The 18,133-nt window shown below is 66.9% G+C and carries 17 protein-coding genes and 1 pseudogene; 3 read left to right on the top strand and 15 right to left on the bottom strand.

Features of this window, described 5'->3' with window-relative positions; genetic code table 11:
* Nucleotides 1-34 precede the first annotated feature (34 nt).
* The 5 genes and pseudogenes from ACFXJL_RS19505 to ACFXJL_RS19485 all read right to left on the bottom strand — a co-directional run.
* A pseudogene (locus tag ACFXJL_RS19505) lies at nucleotides 35-124 on the bottom strand (dTDP-4-dehydrorhamnose reductase); the annotation flags it as partial.
* An 86-nt stretch (nucleotides 125-210) separates the two neighbouring features.
* Nucleotides 211-669, bottom strand: coding sequence for a GNAT family N-acetyltransferase (locus ACFXJL_RS19500; RefSeq protein WP_384694047.1), 459 nt, complete (start codon nucleotides 667-669; stop codon nucleotides 211-213).
* Nucleotides 666-2,006 carry a UDP-glucose dehydrogenase family protein gene (locus tag ACFXJL_RS19495; RefSeq protein ID WP_384694044.1) on the bottom strand — a complete coding sequence of 447 codons (1,341 nt, stop codon included), beginning with the start codon at nucleotides 2,004-2,006 and terminating at the stop codon, nucleotides 666-668. Before ACFXJL_RS19495 ends, ACFXJL_RS19500 begins: the two co-directional genes overlap by 4 nt.
* 176 nt (nucleotides 2,007-2,182) lie before the next feature.
* Nucleotides 2,183-2,320 (bottom strand): hypothetical protein, encoded by a 138-nt coding sequence (locus tag ACFXJL_RS19490; protein WP_384694042.1) that lies wholly within the window; start codon nucleotides 2,318-2,320, stop codon nucleotides 2,183-2,185.
* 21 nt (nucleotides 2,321-2,341) lie between these two features.
* Nucleotides 2,342-2,845: an aminotransferase class III-fold pyridoxal phosphate-dependent enzyme gene (locus ACFXJL_RS19485; protein ID WP_384694039.1), complete on the bottom strand. Its 504-nt coding sequence runs from the start codon at nucleotides 2,843-2,845 to the stop codon at nucleotides 2,342-2,344.
* A gap of 581 nt (nucleotides 2,846-3,426) precedes the next feature.
* Between ACFXJL_RS19485 and ACFXJL_RS19480 the strand changes: the two genes are divergently transcribed.
* The gene (locus ACFXJL_RS19480; protein ID WP_384694036.1) at nucleotides 3,427-4,233 is read left to right on the top strand and encodes an SAM-dependent methyltransferase; all 807 of its coding nucleotides are present in this window, start codon (nucleotides 3,427-3,429) and stop codon (nucleotides 4,231-4,233) included.
* 160 nt (nucleotides 4,234-4,393) lie between these two features.
* Here ACFXJL_RS19480 and ACFXJL_RS19475 read toward each other — a convergent pair whose 3' ends face one another.
* The 6 genes from ACFXJL_RS19475 to ACFXJL_RS19450 form a co-directional block, all read right to left on the bottom strand.
* Nucleotides 4,394-4,804 carry a hypothetical protein gene (locus ACFXJL_RS19475; RefSeq protein ID WP_384694034.1) on the bottom strand — a complete coding sequence of 137 codons (411 nt, stop codon included), beginning with the start codon at nucleotides 4,802-4,804 and terminating at the stop codon, nucleotides 4,394-4,396.
* 133 nt (nucleotides 4,805-4,937) lie between these two features.
* The gene (locus tag ACFXJL_RS19470) at nucleotides 4,938-5,360 is read right to left on the bottom strand and encodes a hypothetical protein (protein ID WP_384694429.1); all 423 of its coding nucleotides are present in this window, start codon (nucleotides 5,358-5,360) and stop codon (nucleotides 4,938-4,940) included.
* A 121-nt stretch (nucleotides 5,361-5,481) separates the two neighbouring features.
* Nucleotides 5,482-6,759, bottom strand: coding sequence for a DUF6056 family protein (locus ACFXJL_RS19465; protein WP_384694031.1), 1,278 nt, complete (start codon nucleotides 6,757-6,759; stop codon nucleotides 5,482-5,484).
* A 365-nt stretch (nucleotides 6,760-7,124) separates the two neighbouring features.
* Entirely contained in the window at nucleotides 7,125-8,561 is a 1,437-nt protein-coding gene (locus tag ACFXJL_RS19460) for a glycosyltransferase (RefSeq protein ID WP_384694028.1), read from the bottom strand.
* 176 nt (nucleotides 8,562-8,737) lie between these two features.
* A complete protein-coding gene (locus tag ACFXJL_RS19455) occupies nucleotides 8,738-8,956 on the bottom strand; it encodes a hypothetical protein (RefSeq protein ID WP_384694026.1) in 219 nt (72 codons plus the stop codon).
* A 1,644-nt stretch (nucleotides 8,957-10,600) separates the two neighbouring features.
* Nucleotides 10,601-10,951, bottom strand: coding sequence for a hypothetical protein (locus ACFXJL_RS19450; protein ID WP_384694023.1), 351 nt, complete (start codon nucleotides 10,949-10,951; stop codon nucleotides 10,601-10,603).
* A 415-nt stretch (nucleotides 10,952-11,366) separates the two neighbouring features.
* On the opposite strand from ACFXJL_RS19450, the gene ACFXJL_RS19445 reads away from it, so the two are divergent.
* Nucleotides 11,367-11,732, top strand: a complete 366-nt coding sequence (locus tag ACFXJL_RS19445; protein WP_358879252.1) for an SH3 domain-containing protein — start codon at nucleotides 11,367-11,369, stop codon at nucleotides 11,730-11,732.
* 656 nt (nucleotides 11,733-12,388) lie between these two features.
* On the opposite strand, the gene ACFXJL_RS19440 is transcribed toward ACFXJL_RS19445, so the two are convergent.
* From ACFXJL_RS19440 to ACFXJL_RS19425, 4 genes are read right to left on the bottom strand one after another with little or no spacing between them, the layout of a single operon-like run.
* Complete coding sequence (locus ACFXJL_RS19440) at nucleotides 12,389-13,459, bottom strand: ABC transporter permease (protein ID WP_384694019.1); 1,071 nt, start codon at nucleotides 13,457-13,459, stop codon at nucleotides 12,389-12,391.
* Nucleotides 13,456-14,433 carry an ABC transporter permease gene (locus ACFXJL_RS19435; RefSeq protein ID WP_383543578.1) on the bottom strand — a complete coding sequence of 326 codons (978 nt, stop codon included), beginning with the start codon at nucleotides 14,431-14,433 and terminating at the stop codon, nucleotides 13,456-13,458. Before ACFXJL_RS19435 ends, ACFXJL_RS19440 begins: the two co-directional genes overlap by 4 nt.
* Nucleotides 14,430-15,971 carry a sugar ABC transporter ATP-binding protein gene (locus tag ACFXJL_RS19430; RefSeq protein WP_384694014.1) on the bottom strand — a complete coding sequence of 514 codons (1,542 nt, stop codon included), beginning with the start codon at nucleotides 15,969-15,971 and terminating at the stop codon, nucleotides 14,430-14,432. The genes ACFXJL_RS19435 and ACFXJL_RS19430 overlap by 4 nt, the downstream gene beginning before the upstream one ends.
* Nucleotides 15,971-17,089 (bottom strand): sugar ABC transporter substrate-binding protein, encoded by a 1,119-nt coding sequence (locus ACFXJL_RS19425; protein WP_384694011.1) that lies wholly within the window; start codon nucleotides 17,087-17,089, stop codon nucleotides 15,971-15,973. The genes ACFXJL_RS19430 and ACFXJL_RS19425 overlap by 1 nt, the downstream gene beginning before the upstream one ends.
* Before the next feature lie 157 nt (nucleotides 17,090-17,246).
* Between ACFXJL_RS19425 and ACFXJL_RS19420 the strand changes: the two genes are divergently transcribed.
* Entirely contained in the window at nucleotides 17,247-17,825 is a 579-nt protein-coding gene (locus ACFXJL_RS19420) for a VOC family protein (RefSeq protein WP_384694008.1), read from the top strand.
* Nucleotides 17,826-18,133 lie beyond the last annotated feature (308 nt).

Here is an 18,133-nt window from a genome sequence, read left to right as displayed (position 1 = left end):
CTTGACCGTGGGGGTCGCCGGGCCGGGTCGCCTAGGTGGTGGCCGTTGGGTGCCCCGCTGCTCGTGCCTGCCGGACCAGCTCGGCTCCGAGGAAGCCGCTGCCGCCGACGATCAGAACTGTCACGGCGTCACCGTGGCCCCGAGAAGCGCGTGCCGGAGGGCGGTCGCCCCAGAAGTCGGGGGACCGCCCTCCGCAGGGGCTCACTGTGGCTACGCCCCGGGGCTCCAGTGGTAGCGGATGTCCGGTTCGCGTTCGTCGTTGCGGCTGCCGTCGGTCCGCTCGGCCTCGGTGAAGCCGTGCCGTTCGTAGAACCGCTCCGCCGGCGTGTTGATTGGGAACGTCCACAGGGACAGACCGGCTGGACGCTCCTGCTTGGCGAGGGCCATGAAACGATCGCCGAGACCTTGGCCGCGTCGGTCCGGGTCGAGGTAGAGCTGCTTCAGCTCCTCGCCGTGGAGTACCAGGACTCCGGTGCCGGTGTCCTCGGCGACTGACACCCAGGTCTCGTACTGGGGCACGAGGACGCGTGTGAACCAGTCTCGTACATCGGCCGCGGAGTGCGCGCAGCGGCTCGTCGGCAGCGCGGCGGCGAAGGAGCGCAGCCACACATCGGCGGCATGGGCGTCGGCGTCGCCGGCTCGGCGCAGGAAGCCCCGGTCGCCGCTCATGGCATGGACCTTTGCTCCTCGGCGGGGCGTCCGAGCTGGTGGACGGTCCAGCCTGCCTTGCGCCAAGGACCGGGGTCGAGGGTGGTGCGGCAGTCGACGATCAGGGGGCGGGCCGTTCGGTCCGCCAGGCTCTGAGGTTCAGCGTGCCGGTACTGGGGCCACTCGGTGGCCAGGGCGACGAGTTCGGCGCCGTCGACGGAGGCCAGCAGGTCGTCGGTGTAGTCCAGTTCCGGATTGCGGGCCGTTGCGCTGGCCACCGCCTGCGGGTCATGGACGGTGACGGTGGCGCCGGCCTGCTGGAGGGCGTGGGCGAGGGCGAGGGCGGGGGATTCGCGGACGTCGTTGGTGCCGGGCTTGAACGCCGCGCCCCACACGGTGACCCGGGCACCGGTCAGGGGGCGGTTGCCCAGCGCGCGGGTGATGAGGTCCATGGCGACGCCGATGCGATTCTCGTTGATCTGTTCCGCGGCTCGTAGGAGGGCGGCGGCATCGGTGACGCCGAGCTGGTGGGCGGAGGCGGTGAAGGCGCGGATGTCCTTGGGGAGGCAGCCGCCGCCATAGCCGATGCCGGGCCGCATGCCGCCGGAGCCGATCCGAGGGTCGATGCCGAGGATGTCCACGATCTGGGAGATGTCGCCGCCGGCGGCGTCGCACATGTCGGCGACGGCGTTGATGTAGCTGATCTTCAGGCCGAGGAAGGTATTTGCGGCGCCTTTGGCGAGCTCGGCAGTTGGCGGGTCGGTGACGAAGAGCGGGACGCCGGCGTCCAGGATCGGAGCGTAGACGGTGCGGATCGCCTTCTCGGCCCCGGCTGTGGTGAGGCCGGCGATGAGCCGGTCCGGGCGCAGGGTGTCCTGGACGGCGTGGCCTTCGCGCAGGAACTCCGGGTTCCAGACGACGTCGACCAGGTCACCTGCGGGGGCCAGGCTGTGGGTGAGGGCGGTGACTTCCGCTGTGGTGCCGACCGAGACGGTGGACTTCCCGACGATCGTGCACGGTCGGTCGAGGTGGGGGGCGAGCTGGCGGATCGCGCCGAACACTTGGGCGGTGTCGTAGGAGCGGCCGTCGGAGTTGATCGGGGTGCCGACGCCGAGGAAGTGCAACTCGGCGAAGGCGGCGGCCTCGCGGATGTCGGTGGTGAACCGCAAACGGCCACTCGCTGTATGCCGGGTGAGGAGTTCCGGCAGCCCGGCCTCGTAGATGGGGCATGCACCGGCGTTGAGCCGGTCGACCTTGGCTTGGTCGACATCCACGCCGATGACCTCGTGGCCCAGTTCGGCCATCGCCGCCGCGTGCGGGATACCGAGGTGACCGCAGCCGATCACGGAAACGCGCATTCAGGTCGTCCTTGTCTGTTCAAGCAGGGAGGGAAGGGGCACACCGGACTCGGTGTGCCCCGGACGCTATCGGGTGTTGGGCAGCACCCAAGTCGTAGCGCTTCAGGGTTCGTTGAGGTGTTCGATGTGGTGGCAGGTGGGTAAGCGGGGCACTGGTCCCGGCGCCGTGCGACGCTTCAGCCCACGGCGTCCAGCGCGCTCGACAGGGCCGTGATCACGAACTGGATGTCGTCGTCCGTGGACGTCGGCGCGGGCGCGACGACCAGGCCCTCACTCCTGGGCTCTCCGGCGCCGGTGAACGGGTAGAAGAACACCCCCCCGCTGCTCGGCCGCCTTCACAGCATGCCGGGGGCGAGCTCCACTCCGTAGAGGAAGCCCAACCCGCGCACGTCCCGCACCGGACCGACACCGTTCAGGGACTTCAGGGCCTGCCCGAGCCGGTGCCCTCGGGCCGTGAAGACGTCGAAGTCGATCGACTCCAGCTCGTCCAGGACGCCCAGCCACGCCGCTGCCATGAGCGGGTGGGCGGCCATGGTGCCCAGCGCGGGCAGCGGATCGGCCGCCTCGTGCCGCAGCCACCGGGCGGTTCGGGCGACACGCACCACGCCGACACCGGTGCATCCGGCGCCCAGACCCTTGGACAGGATCACGATGTCGGGCGCGCATCCGTCCCAGTGATGGCTGGCGAGCGGAGTCCCGGTGCGCCACAGCCCGGTCAGCACCTCGTCGTGGATGACGAGGACACCCCTGCTCCGGCAGATCTCCGACACCAACCGCAAGTAGCTCTCCCGAGGCACGAACGCGCCCCCGGTGGTGCCATTGACGGGCTCGATCAGCACAGCGGCGACATGTATCCCGAAGGGAACAGACCAGGCCGGTCAATCCGCTCCAGACACCTTGTCCACAGGCTGCGGTGCTTCGGATCGTTGGCGAGGGGTCTGGGCCACGCTGAGCAGGATCTGGTACTGGTGTGGTGGCTGATGGTCCATTTCCTGTCCCAGACCCTACCGATCCCGTCAGCGCCTGGCGCGCGGAGGGACTCTTGGACTCAACGCAGCCAGTAGGGAACGCCGTTGCCAGATGAGCCGTACACACGGGCCCACTGAGTAAGACGTCCGTCACAGTCTCTCGGGTGTGATGACTGCGACGTACGGAAGGAGATTTTGAGCGCAGTCGTCCACGCTGCCGCCGACTCTGCAAACGTAATGTCTCCACCCGCAGGCCACAGGCCCACCCAGTTGACCTCCAGAGTCGCGACCGACGATCCCGGCACCTTGACGGCCAGGCACGGATCGTCCGCGTCCCGCATTTGGTCCGACACCACCACCGTGAGCGCCTACCGCATGCTGGTGGACCAGGCGGGCGCCATCGCTCCTGGCCCGGCAACGCCGTTCCCTATCGTTTCGTGAGAGGACCTCTGATGACGGACGACCGCGCTTATCCGCCCGGCACGCCGCGTATTGACACCTCCGTTCCCCACTCCGCCAGGGTCTGGAACTTCTGGCTGGGCGGGAAGGACCACTACCCCGCTGATCGGGAGGCCGGCCTCGCCTACGAGGCTGCTCTCCCGCAGGCTCGACAGTGGGCGCAGGAGTCCCGGGCGTTCCTGCGGCGCACGGTCACCTATCTCGTCGCGGAGGCTGGGATTCGCCAGTTCCTTGACCTGGGCTCCGGGCTGCCGACCGTCAACAACACCCATGAGGTGGCCCAGCGCATCGCCTCGGACGCCCGGGTCGTCTACGTGGATCACGACCCGCAGGTCCTTCTCCATGTCGGCGCGCTGCTGACCAGTACCCCTGAAGGAGCCACCGATTACGTCGAGGCGGATATGCGGGACACGGAGCGGGTGCTTGCTGGAGCCGCGGACACGCTGGACCTGTCCCAGCCGGTCGCTTTGGTCTGCACCGATGTGTTGGGACATATCGTCGACTTCGATGAGGCGCTCGCCCTGATCGAGCGGCTCCTGCGGCGGCTGCCGTCCGGCAGTTATCTCGCGCTGAGCCACTGCGACGCCGACGGGCCCGAGCACCGGGCGGCGCAGGATGCCTACAACGCGAACGGCGCCATCCCCTACATCCTCCGCTCACCTCAGCAGATCGCGCGCTTCTTCGAAGGCTTGGAGTTGGTCGAGCCGGGGCTGGTGTCCTGGCCGAACTGGCGGCCGGAGGCCACCACCGGCACCGCCACCGAACGCGCCGGCTGGGGAGCCGTCGCCCGCGTTCCCTGATACACCGTGAAGTCCGGTTGACTGATGAGATGGCGGCCGGGGCCGTGGAGATGGCGGTCGCGGTTTGGGCGGAGCCTGGGGCAGACCGGCGGGAGGAGGTCGCGCGCCGGGTGCGGGGTGGGATGCGGGCGGAGACGCAGATGGCGCGGTCCTCGCGACTTCAGCACATCTTTCCGATCTTCATGGCTCGTGCCCGCTCTCCCGTGTTCTCAGGGCGGATACGCTCGGCCAGGCAGTGGCGGTGGGAGATGAGGGTGTGGCTTCCCGGACCGTCGCTGCTGCGAGAGTCCAGGACGAGGGCGTCTCCACCTGGGCCCAACGTGATTGGTTCGCCACAGAAGTCGCAGCTCCAGAGCAGCGACTCCAGGTCGGCAGGTCGGATGGTCAGCCGTACTGATACCGGCGGATGCCAGCGGTGGATTTGCTCGATCACCGCTTCGATCCGTGAACCGATGGGTGGAAAGCGCGCGAGCAGTTCGTCGTGGCTGCTCGTGGTCTGGGAGAACTGTTGGATCATGTCGATAGAGGCCGACAGACCAGCATTCTCGTAACCAGCGATCTCAACGAGCACACCCCATGGGCGATGGCTGAGGACCCTGGCCTGCACCTTCTGGCCAGGCATGAGTCCCAGACTCTCCGTCTCGAACCTTTCCATGAACAGCTTCCCTACCCTCTCTAGCCCACCAAGCCGCGCCTGGTGGCGCTCACGCGCGCGTGTCGTCGACGCCGGAGCTGATCTCCGCGCTCAGGGCTTGCAAGGCGTCATCGTATGGGTGACGGTCGAACCGGAACGGCCCGAATGCCCCATAGTCGCGGGCCTTGCGGTGCGGTTGCTCAAAGGCGTCCCAGGTCACCAAGTCGACCGTCGCGGTGATACGGGCCATGAGGGGCCAGCATCCCCACTCGCCGCATTCACAGCCGAGAACGGGTGTCTTCGGCCCCATCGTGTTGGTGGACCGTCCAAGGAAGTGATCCTGCATCGGGCCGAACCGGAAGAACTCCAGGATCAGACCGCCGTCGACCTCACCCGCCCCTACCACAACGGCCGCACCGAGGGCGTCAACACCCGAACCAAACGGATCATGAGACAAATGCACGGCCGAGCCGGATTCCCCCTGCTTCGCCACCGCATCCTCCTCCCGTGATCACTACACGGCGCTACCACCGACTAGGGGACAGAGCCGTTTTCTGGACAGACCTTCCGTGCGACCCTGACAACGCGAGCGGGGTGTGCCTGGCTTCGGCCCTTTAGCTTTGCTCAGGGAGCTGACGGCTGTGCGTGATCTTTTCTACGTGGTAGTAGTCGGCTACGCATCCCGCCGGCCAGCTCCCGTGGATCCCGAATGGTTCTCCCATACCGCCGACTGACAGCGGTTTGTAGGGAAGGACCTGGGCTCCGCGTGCTGCCTGGGTGCGAAGCCACTGATTCTGGTGGTCCCACTGCTGTGCCCGCACACTCATCTGCTCCCCCAGGTGGGCGAGGGGGAGGGCGAGCCCGAGGCAGCAGACGGCGCAGACGGCTGCGGCTGCCCCGGCTGTCTTGACCGCCCGGATGGGCGAGGTTTGCAGGCGCAGTGCGCGCCCGGTAAGGCTGCCGGCTCCGACGAGCAGGACGACGTACAGAAGGAGGTAGTCATTCCAGACTCGTGAGGCCGTCGCGAGCCCCGGGCCGAAGAAGGGGTAGGCGATAAGGGTGCAGAGGTATCCGGAGATGAGGAAGCTGAGGATTCCGGCTGCGACGAGGAGGCGTTGGTGGGTCAGGACGACCGAAGCCGTCTGCGGCCTTCTGGTTCGGCACATCAGGCCGAGTAGCAGTCCCGCTGCGACCGCACCCACGTACTGCCATGTTGTGAGAAGTGTGACGAGGATATGCCCAAAGGCCCGCAGAGAGCCCGCCAGCGACTCCGGTGAGAACATAGAGGCGTTGGCACCGTACCGCTCACGACGGTTCTGTGAGCCCGGTGAGGCAAGCAGGATCAGTGTCCCGATCCCGATGCCCGCCATGCCGGCGAGGCACCAGCACCGTGCATAGGTCCGCCGGTGCTCGGCGAGAATCCAGCGGCTGCACAGCAGGACGAAGAAGAGGACGACCAAGCTGACGACCGATGCCTGCTCGGACAGCGTCCCCAGAAAGATTCCCATGACGAGGACAAGCACCAGTGCGGCCGTCCGGCCTCTGCGTGAGCGAGCCAGCAGGAGCGGAATGGCCGCAGCGCATGCCAGCACGGGTGCGACGGTGTGCGAGACCGAGGAAGCCGGCCAGTAGAACGTCTTGTAGGTGTTGGGAGTCGCAAACAGGAACACCGCTGTCACCATGGACGCCACCACCAGCGGGACACCACGCGGTACGTTCAGAGCGGCCCTGCCCAGCGCCAGGACGGTCACCCCCCACAGGACCAGCAGCATGAGAAGGCCACTCACCAGGGCGAACCATTGGTGTCCCGCGATATCGAACTTCGCGTACAGCCCGACCAGCAGGGCGTTCCCGATCCGTCCGTTGTCCCTGAAGTAGAACTTGTCAACCATTCCGCCGATGCCGCCGTCGCGCGCGGCTGGCAGAAAGCACCAGTCATCCGCACCTGGCCGAACGTGGCGTCCGAGCCATGAGGCCGCAGCCAGAAGACCGAGAGGCAGCAAGGAGAGCGCCACCGTCCACCGCTGCCGGCTTCCCCCCTCTTCGCGTGGATGACCGGACCGCACTGCTCTCTCCGGTTGCTCTGGAGGTGCTGCCTCCGCGCCGTTCACGGCCATGTGCTGATCGACCTCCGGTTCTCATCCTGGCGATGCCACACCGAGGACATTTCATGTGCAGGGACGGCAGGAGTGCGGAGTGAACCCCTGCATGGCGCGCAAGTGGACCTGGTTGAGACGGGCGGTACCCCCAGGGCGTGTCAAGCGATCTCGGACTCGTCCGCCGGGCGCTCACGGGAGCTGACGCCTGGAGGAGGCTGCGGCAATGAGGCGATAGCACCTGAGGTGATGGCCCACCGGGCGAGGAGGAAGGACAACGGGGTGACGAGGATCCCCGAGGCCACGGCGGCGATGTTCTTGTCCATGCCCAGGTGGCCGACGGCGAGGTAGAGCAGCCCACCGGCGGCGACGAGGCCGGCGACGCTCGACAGTGGGTAGCGGACGAAGGCCCGCCACGTCGGGGTGGTCCGGCACGTGATGTACGTGTTGAGGAGGAACGATCCCACCACGCTCACCGCGTACCCGAGCACATGGGCCGCGAGATAGGGAATCCATCTGTTCAGCGACACGTACACGGCCAAATAGACGGCCGTGTTGACGAAGCCGATCGCAATGAAGAGGAGGAATTGCCGGGCTACTCGTCTGGTCCGTTCAGGAACCTCGGAACTGGCCTCGGCCAAATCTGATGACGGCGCCTCGGGTGAGGGAACTGGTGGGGACACATCCGATTCGCGGATCACGTAGTGCGGACGTTTCTTTGTTTCGTGGTAGATGCGCCCCACGTATTCGCCGATGACGCCGAGCGTCACCAGTTGAATGCCGCTGAGTGCGACGACGGCGGTCAGCAAGGTGGCGTAACCGGGGGCCGAGGCCCCGTACAGGGCGACTTTCGCCAGGGTCCACAGTGCGTAGGCGACAGCGGAGAGGACGACCCAGAGGCCGGTGTAGATGGCGAGGCGCAGTGGGCGGCTGTTGAAGGAGAGGAGGCCGTCGATGCCGTAGTTGAGCAGCCGTCTGTTTCCCCATTTTGTGGACCCTGCGGCGCGTTGGCAGTTGTGGTAAGTGAAACTGACGGTGTCGAAGCCGATCCAGGAGAAGATCCCTTTGGAGAAGCGGTTGCTTTCGGGCAGTGACAGCACGCTCTCCACCGCGCGGCGTGACAGCAGTCTGAAGTCGCCTGACCCGTCGACCACGTCGACATCCATGCAGTGGCGCACGAGTCTGTAGTAGGCACGGCTGAGGGTGGTGCGTACGACGCCTTCGCCGGTGCGGTCGCGTTGGGCGACTACTTGGTCGAAGCCCTGCCGGTGCAGTTCGAACATGCGGGGGAGGAGTTCCGGTGGGTGCTGGAGGTCGGCGTCCATCATGACGACCGCGCGCCCTTGGGTCATGCGCAGGCCGGCGAGCAGAGCGGCTTCCTTGCCGAAGTTACGGCTGAAGGCCGTGTAGCGGATGCGCGGGTCGAGGGCCGCGATTCCTCTCAGCAGGGAGCGGGTGCCGTCGCTGCTGCCGTCATCCACGTAGCAGACCTCGAACGTCTGCTGGGTGGCTTCGATGGTTGAGAGCAGTGCTTCGTGGAACGCTTCGATGACCTCGGACTCATTGAAGCAGGGCACCACAACGGAGATTTGAGTCACCGGACTTGATCCCTCTGGAGCAGGCAATTGGTCCACGCATCGGGGGTAATCCTAAATTTGGTGCACTGCATTCCCGCACCTGATGTCACGCATATGGCTCAAGCCGAAACCTCTCGCGAACAGCCTCGCTGGACTGGTGGTGGATCTCCTGCGCATGCAGGTCCATCCGATGCTTATCACTCCCTTTCGAGGGCGGCCTTGTCAGTGGCCTGCACGGGTGAGAGTGGCGGCGCACAACGCCTGTACTGGGTGTCGTTCTCGGTGAGGGCCAGGGCTTGGCCCAGCCACCGCTTCTCGTCTGTTCGGTCGCCGGGCGGCTCGTCGGCGATGAGGATGCCGCTATGGCCTGCGTTATCGAGGGCCATGGACACGCGCTCGTAGAGATACTTGAGCATCTCCAGCTGAATCTTCTCCTTGCCCCAAGGAGTCCGGCATCTGCTCCGCCGCGCACATGACGACGACGGCCGAGATACCGAGGTCCGGGGTGTCTTGCAGCATCTGCGGACGGGCCTCGCGGAGCGCGTCCCAGTTCTTGTGCAGCGGCCTGTCACCGGGGTTCCACTTGAACTCCGTCTCGGTTGGAAGCCCCAGGCAGGCACGGAGGGCGGCAAGGCGTTCGGCGTAGGGGATGAGTGACTCCTCGGGGACGATCACTGCCCCGTAGGCGTGCAGCAGGCCGAGCCCGGCCCGGGGGACGGCAGCGTCGTGCGCGCGCTGTCGTCGATGAATACGAGGTTCTGGCACAGATCTTGGGGAGTCGTCGCGGAGCGTTACCTCGGTGTTCGATTGCGAGGGACTGACTCGTACGAGACGGCGTACGCCTTGTCGCTGGCCAGCCATAAATGACGCTCCCTCGGGTGCATCCCGTTTGCGGCTTTGGCCGGCTGTGGACGGTGATGGTGCTGGTCATGCAGACCGAGGCACGGTTCTGGGACCGCTGGTGTTCGACGGGATCGACGATGTGGAGGTCTCCCCGTCCTGCGCAGCCTCATCCAGTGATCTGGCGGACGCACTGGCCCCGTCGCGGAAACCGCCAGGTGTCGGCACACCACGACGCCCTGAAACAACCGATTCATCACCCTCTCAACGACCGTTTGAGGTTGTGAAGGTACCGGTGCCCGACTACGAGCTTTCGGCGATCCAACAGGACGCTGAGAGGGCGCGCCGGTCCGCCCTGTCCATCGCCCACCGCCCCGCCAGCCGAATGGCTCGGCACCCACTGCCTCCCACACCCGCCGCCGGGCCCCTCTCCAGGGGCCACGCTGGAACTGGCCGATCTCCAGAAGAACTGGTGAAGAGTTCCGATACCGCGCAGAGGCATGGGACGACCGGGTGGCAAACGCGTCGATCCAGCGCCGGGGCGGCCCCGGCCCGTAGACAGGACGACACGCGGCACTCTTGTTGATCACCTGCTGCACAACTGCAGGAGTAAGCCCGTACTTGCGTACCAAGCTCCACTGCACAAGATGTCCGACGTCACCGTGCCTGGCAGCCCGCCCTCGGAGCCGCCCGCCCGGGTGCGACGGCGGTTCGGGTTCTTTTACTTGGTCCCGGACCCGTGGAGCGCCGCGACCGTAGTCTCCCAGACCGATCCGCCCGCCTGTCGCTGCTGTGAGTCACGGGCCCGCGTGAGCATGTTTGGTCGGCGGCGTGACTGCGGCGTGACTGCTCTGGGCTGTCCGTGGCGCTTGTACGAAGTGCTCGGGTTCGGGGTGGTCCCGGCGCCCGGCGCGGGGACCAGCGGTTCGGGTTCCATGGCCTCGTGATCACCGTCTGGCGGCGCCCCGCGCGTACCTGACGGCGTCGGCGCCGCGCCCGGCGATCCGGAGGGCGAGACGGGCTGGAGGTGATCGGCGAGCACGCCGACAAGCGTCTTCGAACTCCGCGCCGCAGCACGCCACCACGCTGCCTACAACCAGGATGGCGCCACGATCAAGGGCCTTCATCTGCGCCTGTTTGCCCAGTACACCGTCGTTGTGGGCGGTCTCGCCGCCATCGAGCGCGAGACCGCAGCCTAGAGCGCGGGCCGGGTTGGGGACTCATCGAATGATGAGGATGTCTGGCAGAGGTGACGCTTCTTCGCCTTCCGTGGCGAGGACTTCTCGCGCCGAGTGCCGGGCGCGTCCCCACCCGGCGTCGGTGGACAATGCCTCCCTCGTCCACCGATCCACGTCGGTGTCTTGGGACATCTCGCTGAAGACCTCATCGATCATCTGCAGCATGGGCAGCACATGACGACTGAGCTGCTCCTCCTCGACCAGTCGCCCGGCGAAGCGGAAGGCGTCATCGAAACCCAGGGCGATCTCGTCCGGCGGTATGTCGTACTTGTCCAGCCAAGCCACCTGATCCGAAGCAGGCGCCGCGACCACGACAACCGCTTCGATCAGCACGCGACGAAGCGCTGAAAGACCAGGACTCTCCACAAAGTCATCGTGCCACGACTCCGCTCCTGTCATCTTGCTGAGCACTGTTGGTTCGTCCGTACTTCCACAGGAGCCTGCCGATGACCGTTCCCACCCCGGAATCCGCCTGCCCCGGAGCCCTTCCCTCAGGACCAAGACGACGAACGGGCCGGCTGCCTCCGATTCCACGCACCCAGCGGAACAGGCATGGAGGCTGACAGACCTGGGGCGCCGGCGGGCAGGGTGGCCGGGTGCTCCTTCCTGAGGTATGCGATGTCCGGCGGACATGGCACGCATTGCCAACTCGTTGGCACCCAAAGCCATGGAACCGTGCGAAGACGCGAGCGAGGCTGGTTGACGGCGGCCACCAAGTGCCGTCACAAGACTCACCGTAGGAGGAGTCGTGAAGCGTCGATTCGCAGCAATCGTTCCGGCACTCGCCGCAGTGGCCGTGGCCCTTCCCCTCACCCTGGCAACGCCGGCGACCGCATACGCGTCATGCGGGACGGGCTTCGGGGACAAGGACGGCAGCGCCTGGAAGAAGACCGCGGGGGACGGGACCAACCAGAGAAGCGGCTCGTCGACCAGCTGCCCCACTCTGGGAGTTGCCTACTCGACCCACTCCCTGGACTATCACTGCTACACCCAGATCGGTGCAACCACCGAAACCTGGACCTACCTCAGGAACGACTCCACTGGAGCATATGGATGGGTTCGCGACGACAAGCTGAGCGACAACGGCAGCAAGAAGCCTTGCCGGCCACTCTAGGCCGAACCAGTCTCTGGTGAACCAGAACTCCAACTGACCACAGTGCGCACCGGGAAGCACATCCGGTGCGCACTGCTGTGCCCCCAAATGCGAATGGGCCGTTGTCGCAGCTCGCCCGCAGGCACCCTTGAGAACCCAACAGCACTGGGCAGAGGGGCTCTTGGCCCACCGGTGCTCGTCGGCCTTCGTCAGCCTCTGGCTCACCCCGACCGGCGGTCACCCACGCTTCTGCTCGCCTTCCGTGGTCGGAAAGCGCTCTCCCATGATCTTGTTGCAGTCCCGCATGCGGGCACGTCGCACCGATGGACCGGCGGCGGAAGGGCGAGCCCTCGCCCCTGACGGTGATCAGCCAGTTCCCGGTGACATAGGAGAACGGACCGTCCATCCCGCGGCCGTCCGGCGAGATGCCCGGTGCCTGTGCGGCCAGAGGAAACACGTCGCGGACGCGCGGCCTGTGCGCCCCATCGCGCGGTTCGGCGCGGGTCAGTCCCGAGCCGGCGCGCTTGCAGACGGTGTCGGCGAGCCGTTGGGGGTGGATGTTGTGGGTGTGTAGTCCGGTGTGTCGGCCGGCTGCGTAGAGGGTGCTGCCGCCGTCGCCGTGGTCCCGGAGCGTTTCCGGACTGCCCCGGGATCACGGATTTCAGCCGGCTGCCCGGTCAGAGGGTCTTTCCTGGTCCAGGCGGTGGAGCGGCGGCGGCCAGGGGAGTACCGGGTCGGCCCATCCCGGCCAGCAGAGCCGCGGCGTGACGGGAGCGTGCGGCGTTCAGCCTGCGCACCGCGACGGTACGGTCCAGGACGAACTCCATGGTGACGACCAGCATCAGCAGCCCGCCCGTCACCAGTCCGGTGACATAGGTGGGCGCGCCCGCCGCGGTGGCCCCGGCGATGATCAGGCAGAGGATGAGTACGCCGAGGGTCACATTGATGGCGTTGCCGCGCCCGCCGTACAGGCTGATGCCACCGATCAGACAGGCGGACACGGCGCTGAGGAGAAGCGTGGTGAATCCGCGCGGGTCGGCGGACGCGCCCTGCATACAGGCGATCGAACCGGCCAGCGCGGCACAGGCTCCCGAGATCCCGAAGGCCGTCGCCAGCGATGCGTTGACCGGTACCCCGGCGGCTCTGGCTTCCCGGCGGGCCCCGCCGACCGCGTAGATCTCCCGTCCGAACCGACTGAAACCGAGGAACAGGCCGAGCAGGGCGATGACTCCGATCCCGATGAGCGTCGCCGGGGTCATCGAGAGCCACTCCACCAGGAGGGGATCGGTGGTGGTCAGACGGTCCAGACCGATGGGCCGGTCATCGGCGAGCACCAGCGCGAGGCCGCTGAATCCGATCCAGGTCCCGACGGTGACGACGAGTGAACTGATCTGCAAGCGGGCGATCAGTAGGCCTTGGGCCAGCCCGAGGACGAGCCCGGCCAGGGTGCCGATGAGGATGGCGGGAACGAGCCCGAGTTCGCCCGCTCGGATCGAGATCACTCCGGCGAGGGCGGCCATGGACCCTACTGACATGTCCAGTTCCCCGGCGATCATGGTGACCGCGAGTCCGGCGGCGGTGATTCCGATGAGCGCGACGCCGTCGAGCGTGCCGAAGACCGCCGCTCCGACGGTGAACTCGGGAACGATCGCAAAGAGGATCACCAGCAGTGCCAGCAGCACGCCGCCTTGGACACCGTAGGCACGGGTGGCTCTGCCGATGCTCCGCCCCATGGTCGATTCATTCATCGCATTGCCTTCCGACGGGCCATGTGCAGGACCGAGACGACGGCGACCAGGAGGATTCCCTCGGTGAGAATCCGAACCCCGGTCGGCAGCCCGTGCAGGAGCAGGACGTTCTGGAGCACGACGATCACCAGCGCACCGACGGCCGACCGCACGGCCGATCCCTCGCCACCGCTGACCGCTGTTCCGCCGACGAGCACTGCGGCAACGGCGTCGACCGTCAACTCGGAGAGGTTGTTGGCGGTGACCTGCCCGAGTTGGCTCGCGGAGAAGATGCCCGCGATGGCCAGGCCGATGGATGTGATGGCGAACGCCCAGGCGGTGGCGGCGCGAACGGAGATCCCGCTCATCACCGCGGTCTCCCGGTTCGACCCGACCAGCAGCAGACGCCGGCCGGATGTGGTGCGTTCGACGAACAGCCAGACCGCGCCGGTGAAGGCGGCGAACACCCAGACCGGTAGTGGAATCCCCAGTAGGTCGAAGGCGGCGAGTTCACCCACGGCCGAGGTGGGTGCCGACACCACCGCTCCGCCGGTGATTCCGGCGACCGCGCCGTAGATCAACGCGCCGGCGGCGATGGTGGTGACGACCGGGTTCAGCCCGGCGGCCACGGCGAGGCTCTGGAGCAGTCCGATCGCCACCAGGACCACGAGGGCCAGCAGGATGCCGAGCACCAGTGAACCGCCCGAGGAGGCGACCCACATGAAGAGGATCGACGCCAGCATCGCGGACTGGCCGGCGCCGAGTGAGAAGAGGTTGCCCGACAGGGTGATGGTGGTCATACCGACGGCGGCGATACCGGTCACCGCGGTGTTGATCAGTACGCCCCGCAGATTGTCGAAGGTCAGAAAGTCGGATGTGGTGGCCGCCGCCACGGCGACCAGGACCGCGAACACGGTGGGAATGGCCCAGCGCGTCAGCCTCTGCGAGGCCTCTTGCCGACGTGCGACCAGCGCACTGGCGGTGGTGTCTGTCATGGCGAGCCCACTTCACTCGATGTCTCGGACGGTGTGTTCCCGCTGTGCATCACCTCGCGGACGAGCGTCTCCTCGGTCCACTGCGCCTTTGGTGCCAGCGAGGAGAGCACGCCCCGGTGAAATGTGCCGATGACGTCGCACAGGCCGAAGATCTCATTGGTATCCGAAGAGCAGACGACAACCGCCATGCCGTCATCCGCCAGGGATCTCAGCTGCTTGTAGATCTCGGCCCGGGCGCCGACGTCCACACCGCGGGTCGGCTCGTCGACCAGCAGGACGCGCGGGTCGCAGCCCAGCCATTTGCCCACCGCGACCTTCTGTTGGTTACCTCCGGACAGTGTGCCGACGGAGGAGCCGAGCCGCCGTGTGTCCAACGCGAAGCTCTCCGCCGACCGGGTGGCGACGGTGCGCTCCTCGCGCTTGGAGAGAACGCCGAACCGGGACACCCGATCCAGCCAGGGCGACGAGAGGTTCTTCTCGATCGACAGGCCGTCGAAGATGCCGTCGCGCTTGCGGTCGGGGGAGCAGTAGGCGACTCCCGCGGCGATTCCACCGCGCCGGCTGGTCAACTCGACCTTCTCGCCCGCGAGTTCCACCGTGCCCGACAGGGTCGGGAGGAAGCCGGCCAGCGCCTTCAACAACGCCGATCCTCCCGCGCCGAGCTGTCCGGTCAGACCGATGATCTGGCCACGTCGGACCGACAGGTCAATCGGAGCCTCGACGCCAGGGGCGGTGAGCCCGGTGATCGAGAGTTGGACCGGCGCGTTGTCATCGATGTGACCCGGCCCGGGGAACATATCGCCGAGTTCGCGTCCCAACATGCGTCGGACTATCTGGGGTGTGTCGAGGCTCGCGGTCTCCTCGGGGGCGGAGCTACGGCCATTGCGGAAGATGGTGACCCGGTCGCTGACCGCGAACACCTCTTCAAGCCGGTGGGTGATGTACATGATGCTGGTGCCCTGCTCGGCGAGTGAGCGGACGGTGCTCAGCACCAGGGCGGCCTCGGCCTGGGACAGGGCCGCGGTCGGTTCGTCCAGGATCATCAAGGTGGCCGATCTTGCCAGGACACGGGCGATCTCCAGCAGTTGCATCTCCGCGACCGAGAGCTCCTCGACGGGGGTGCGGCTGTCGAGGTGCCCGAGCCCAACGCGCTCCAGCAGTTCATCCGCGTTCCGGGTCAGGAAGCGGCGGTTCCACCAGAGGCGGGTGCCGCGCTGTCCGAGCAGGAGGTTCTCGGCGACGCTCAGCGCCCCGACGGTGCTGTACTCCTGCTGCACCACGGCGATGCCGGCTGCTTGGGAAGCTCCCGATGTGGATAGATCGATGGGATGGCCGTCCATCTGCACGGTGCCGGAGTCGGGGCGGACCAGCCCGGAGAGCACCTTGACGATGGTGCTCTTGCCGGCGCCGTTCTCGCCGAGCAGGGCCATGACCTCGCCCGGACGGACCTCCAGGGCGACATCTGAGAGCGCTTGTACGGCGCCGTAGCGTTTGGAGATGCCCTCGACCCGCAGACGTGGGTGGGTGTGTGCTGACATCAGAACTGCAACTCCCGGATGGAGCGGCCCCACACACGCAGTGATTCGTAATTCTGCGGGGTGATCGCCGGATGCGGCATATAGGTGAAGCGGCTCGGCGCGGTGTCCGAGAGCGGGGGCTGGACCAGGGCTTCCGGCAACTGCACGGTGCCGTCGATGACCTTGCCCGCTGACCGGAGCTGGGCCACGGTCTGGACCGCGAGGATTCCCTCGATCACCGGTGACTGGAGCACCGCCGAGTAGATCTGGCCCTTGATCAGTGGCTGCTGGTCGCCGGAGAAGTCGCCCACCACGACGGTGACGTCCTTGCCCGGCTGGAGACCGTACTGCTGGAGAGCCTTGACCACACCGGTGCCGATGTTGTTCGAACCGGCGACGACGATGTCGATGCCTTCGCCCTTGTACTTGGACAGCACCTGGCTGGCGGCGGTGAAACCCCCTTGTGCGTCGGGGGACTTCGCGTTCTCGGTGGAGAGCAGGTTGAACGCGTCGCCGACCCGGTCGAAGAACGCGTTGTGTCGCACCACTCCGGCCTCGTACCCGGAGGGGTAGGTGATCTCCAGCAGGTTGGGCTTGCCCTTCGGGCCGCGGAACTTCACTCCCTTGGCCCTGGACTCGTCCACCGCCTTGAGGGCCATGGTGCCCATCGTGGTGCCGATGGCCTCATTGTCCTGGCCGGGGCGAGCGGTGATGTACGGCTCGGCCTGCGGCAGCACCCTTCCGCTGAGCTGGACCACGGGCGCCCTGGCGGCGAGGAGCCGGGCCGAGTTGATCCCCGTGTCGTTGTTGGCGGGCCAGTAGACAAAGGCCGCGGCCGGCTTGCCGGACGCGAGGAACTGCCGGACCTGCTGATTCTGCTCGGTCTGATCGAACTTGTTGTCAATGACCTCCAGCCGGTAGTTCAACCGGGCGGCTTCCGCCCGCATGGCCTTGACCTCGGCCCCTACATAGTGGTTGGCCGTCGAGACCATGAACGCGACTATGGTCGCGCGCTTGCCGTCGAGACTTCCCGTACTGCTGAACTTCGCCGGCACAACGGACAGGTCTCCACAACCCGTCAGAAGCAGCGCCATCGCGCTGGCGACCGCGGTAACCACGGCTCGGCGCAAACGGGTCATCGTCGATCCTCTCTACAGCAGGCGGAATCGCAGCCTGAACAAGTGATTGGATACATTCGGCGACGATATTCCTCGCTAACCTCACTTAAAAGACCTCGAACGCAGAAATCGGATACATTCCATCATTCAAGACCTCGACAACACCGAGGAGTCACCGATGCCGAACACCCCGATGGCCGCCCTGACGGTCAACCACATCGGAGTGACCGTCCCCGATATCCACGCCGCCATCGATTGGTACGGGGAGGTCTTCGGCTTCCGCTGCATCATGGGACCGCGGGTACTCGCCCCGGCCGGGCACACCGAGGCCGGCATGGTGCTGGGGCACCGGTTTCGTCAGGCATGGCAGGCACACCTGCTCACCGCGAACGGCGTGGGCATCGAGTTGTTCCAGTTCATCGATCCGCCCACCCATGGGCCACGACCGCCCCAGGAACAGGTGCCCTACCTCGACCGCGGCCCATGGCACCTCTGTCTGACGTACTTGGACGTCGCGGCCATGGTCACCCGCGTCACCGAAGCGGGCGGCACACTGATCTCGGCACCGTACGCGTTTGTGCCGGGACGTCCCTGGACACTCGCCTACACCACCGACCCGTGGGGCACCGTGCTGGAGATCATGAGCCACAGTTACACCGAAGTGTTCGCCAACTGGCCCCAGCCAGGTCAACTGGACGCGCCCACACTGGTGCCATGCCCCAATCCAGGGGGCGGGGAAGGGGCGCCGACCGGCTGAGCGGCACGGATCGGCTGGGCTGCGGTGTGCAGCGGCCCGGCTCCCGAGCCGGATGCATCGGGGCGCCGCCGAAGGCCGGAGACACCGGAACCGGGGAGAGGAGCCCGTTCCGTGCGTCGGTACCGCGGGCGCGGATCCGCGTGAACACACCCTGGGCAGAGCGCCTCTGACGGAGTGAAGGGGAGAACCCGACCCGCCGCGGGGGGGGGCGAGGAACACGGGGCCCCCCCCCCCCCCCCGGGGCGCCGCCCCCCCCCCACCCGACCACAAGCCGACGCGATATAAAAATACCCCCAGATGCCGGGCAC

Source organism: Streptomyces sp. NPDC059256, assembly GCF_042753785.1.
In the GTDB taxonomy this organism is placed as follows: Bacteria; Actinomycetota; Actinomycetes; order Streptomycetales; family Streptomycetaceae; genus Streptomyces.
The sequence above is the reverse complement of the archived record's forward strand: the minus strand, read 5'-3'. Positions and strand labels throughout refer to the sequence as shown.

Bases quoted from the DNA above. Each gene is read 5' to 3' on its own strand.
- ACFXJL_RS19420 (WP_384694008.1), top strand. From the start codon at position 17,247: ATGCCGAACACCCCGATGGCCGCCCTGACGGTCAACCACATCGGAGTG.
- ACFXJL_RS19455 (WP_384694026.1), bottom strand. From the start codon at position 8,956: ATGCTCAAGTATCTCTACGAGCGCGTGTCCATGGCCCTCGATAACGCA.
- ACFXJL_RS19500 (WP_384694047.1), bottom strand. From the start codon at position 669: ATGAGCGGCGACCGGGGCTTCCTGCGCCGAGCCGGCGACGCCGACGCC.
- ACFXJL_RS19495 (WP_384694044.1), bottom strand. From the start codon at position 2,006: ATGCGCGTTTCCGTGATCGGCTGCGGTCACCTCGGTATCCCGCACGCG.
- ACFXJL_RS19440 (WP_384694019.1), bottom strand. From the start codon at position 13,459: ATGAATGAATCGACCATGGGGCGGAGCATCGGCAGAGCCACCCGTGCC.
- ACFXJL_RS19435 (WP_383543578.1), bottom strand. From the start codon at position 14,433: ATGACAGACACCACCGCCAGTGCGCTGGTCGCACGTCGGCAAGAGGCC.
- ACFXJL_RS19425 (WP_384694011.1), bottom strand. From the start codon at position 17,089: ATGACCCGTTTGCGCCGAGCCGTGGTTACCGCGGTCGCCAGCGCGATG.
- ACFXJL_RS19430 (WP_384694014.1), bottom strand. From the start codon at position 15,971: ATGTCAGCACACACCCACCCACGTCTGCGGGTCGAGGGCATCTCCAAA.
- ACFXJL_RS19480 (WP_384694036.1), top strand. From the start codon at position 3,427: ATGACGGACGACCGCGCTTATCCGCCCGGCACGCCGCGTATTGACACC.
- ACFXJL_RS19465 (WP_384694031.1), bottom strand. From the start codon at position 6,759: ATGGTTGACAAGTTCTACTTCAGGGACAACGGACGGATCGGGAACGCC.